The organism is Mesorhizobium sp. M7A.F.Ca.CA.001.08.2.1 (genome assembly GCF_003998455.1).
Classification (GTDB): domain Bacteria; phylum Pseudomonadota; class Alphaproteobacteria; order Rhizobiales; family Rhizobiaceae; genus Mesorhizobium; species Mesorhizobium ciceri.
Map to the genome: position 1 here is coordinate 1 of NZ_RZPW01001017.1, position 1,791 is coordinate 1,791.

Sequence of the window (1,791 nt, forward strand, 5' to 3'; positions counted from 1 at the left end):
GGACACCGCCCCTTGTGAAGCCGCAATCAGCGGCCGTTATCCCTTCGCCCGCGACGCCACCGAGGATGTTGCGATGGCAGATTTCGCCAAATTGTTCGCCCCTGGCGGCTTGCTGGACCGGTTCTTCGCACAAAATCTAGCATCGCTGATCGACATGACCAGCCAGGACTGGACTTGGAAACAGGATGCGCGCTTTGGACGCGACCTGTCGAAATCGACCCTGAAAGACTTCCAGCTTGCGGCGGAAATCCGCAGCGCCTTCTTCCCATCGGGCGGTTCGTTGCCTTCGGTCAGCATCACTTTCACACCGTTCTCACTGAATGGCGATGTCGATACGGCGATACTCGATGCCGAAGGCCAGATCGTCTGGAGCAATCAGACGGGCAACGCGCCGAGCGCGGTCACCTGGCCGGGCGAGGCAGCTTCCGCGTCCGCCAGCCTAAGCTTGACGCCGGAGATGCCAGGCCGCGAATCCGCCATCAAGTTCGAAGGGCCCTGGGCGCTGAAACGACTTCTGGACAAGGCTGCCGTCACCGGCGACGACAGCAACATGCAAGCGCGCTTCGTGATCGGCGGACGCGACGTTACTTATGCTCTCCAGACAGGCTCAGGCTCCAACCCCTTCTTCCTCCCGGCCCTGTCCGGATTCAGCTGTCCCAAGGCGTTTTGAACAGGGTTCATCTGCTGAACATGGCGTCGGTCCGCTGACCACGGCGTTCAAAGCCTGGTTTTCCTTAGTTTTCGATACTTTAATGTTCGAGCCTGTGGCAAAGTGGCGCCAGCGAGCGTCCAAAGGTGCGCCGCAGAAGGACGCTTGAAAAGCGCTTGGTGGCAAATTGAATACTGTCGCCCTTTCCGTTGAGAGCTTCGGCGTGAGCCACAAAGGCTGTGTCCGTGAGCTCAATGAAGACAGCTATCTGGTCGAGCCACAAACTGGCGTCTGGGTGGTAGCCGACGGAATGGGTGGACATGACGCCGGAGAGGTCGCTTCCGCCAGTATCGTCGATCATCTGTCAACAATCGGCATTGCGAGCTCAGCTCCCGATCTTCGCGCCCGCTTCGAGGACAGGCTGGGCCGGGCCAATGCCGAGATCCGAGGCATATCTGAATCCCGCGGCATAACCATCGGTTCCACCGTTGCCGCCCTGCTGGCGATGGACGGGCGGTTTGCCTGCCTGTGGGCGGGTGACAGCCGCGTCTATCTTGTCCGCAACGCCTCGATCTCGCAGATCTCGAGAGACCACACCGAAGTTCAGGAGCTCATCGACCGCGGTATCATCAGCGCAGCCGAAGCACGCACGTGGCCGCGCCGCAATGTCATCACGCAAGCGATCGGCGTCAGCGACGAGATTGTCATCGATTTCCAGCAGGGAGAAATCATGCCGGGGGATATTTTTGTGTTGAGCACGGATGGTCTGACGGCGCATGTCACCGACGCCGAGATCGAGGCGGCGACGGTGTCGGCGACACCTCAGGCAGCCTGCGAGAACCTGCTCGACATGGTGCTGGCGCGCGGCGCAACGGATAACGTCACGATCGTCCTCGTAAAGATAGGACACGAGCGCGATGGCCAATTGCCTCCTCCATATCTGCATAGAGCGAAGGCCTGAGGTTGATGGGCTCCGACGACAAGACGCGCATATCGGGGGGCATGGCCAACACCGTCGTAGGCACGCAACTCAGCGGCATCTACGAGCTCGACGAACGCATCGCATTCGGTGGCATGGGCGAGGTTTACCGTGGTCATAATATCCAGACCGGTGACCATGTCGCGATCAAGATCGTCTTGCC

2 protein-coding genes are annotated in these 1,791 nt (G+C 60.1%); both read left to right on the forward strand.

Translation table 11 applies throughout. The annotated features are described in order from the left end of the window. Nucleotides 1-25 precede the first annotated feature (25 nt). The gene (locus tag EN914_RS34200) at nt 26-670 is read left to right on the forward strand and encodes a type VI secretion IcmF C-terminal domain-containing protein (RefSeq protein ID WP_348631961.1); all 645 of its coding nucleotides are present in this window, start codon (nt 26-28) and stop codon (nt 668-670) included. A 166-nt stretch (nt 671-836) separates the two neighbouring features. Beyond that, the gene (locus tag EN914_RS34205) at nt 837-1,610 is read left to right on the forward strand and encodes a PP2C family serine/threonine-protein phosphatase (protein ID WP_013525286.1); all 774 of its coding nucleotides are present in this window, start codon (nt 837-839) and stop codon (nt 1,608-1,610) included. The last annotated feature ends 181 nt before the right edge of the window (nt 1,611-1,791 follow it).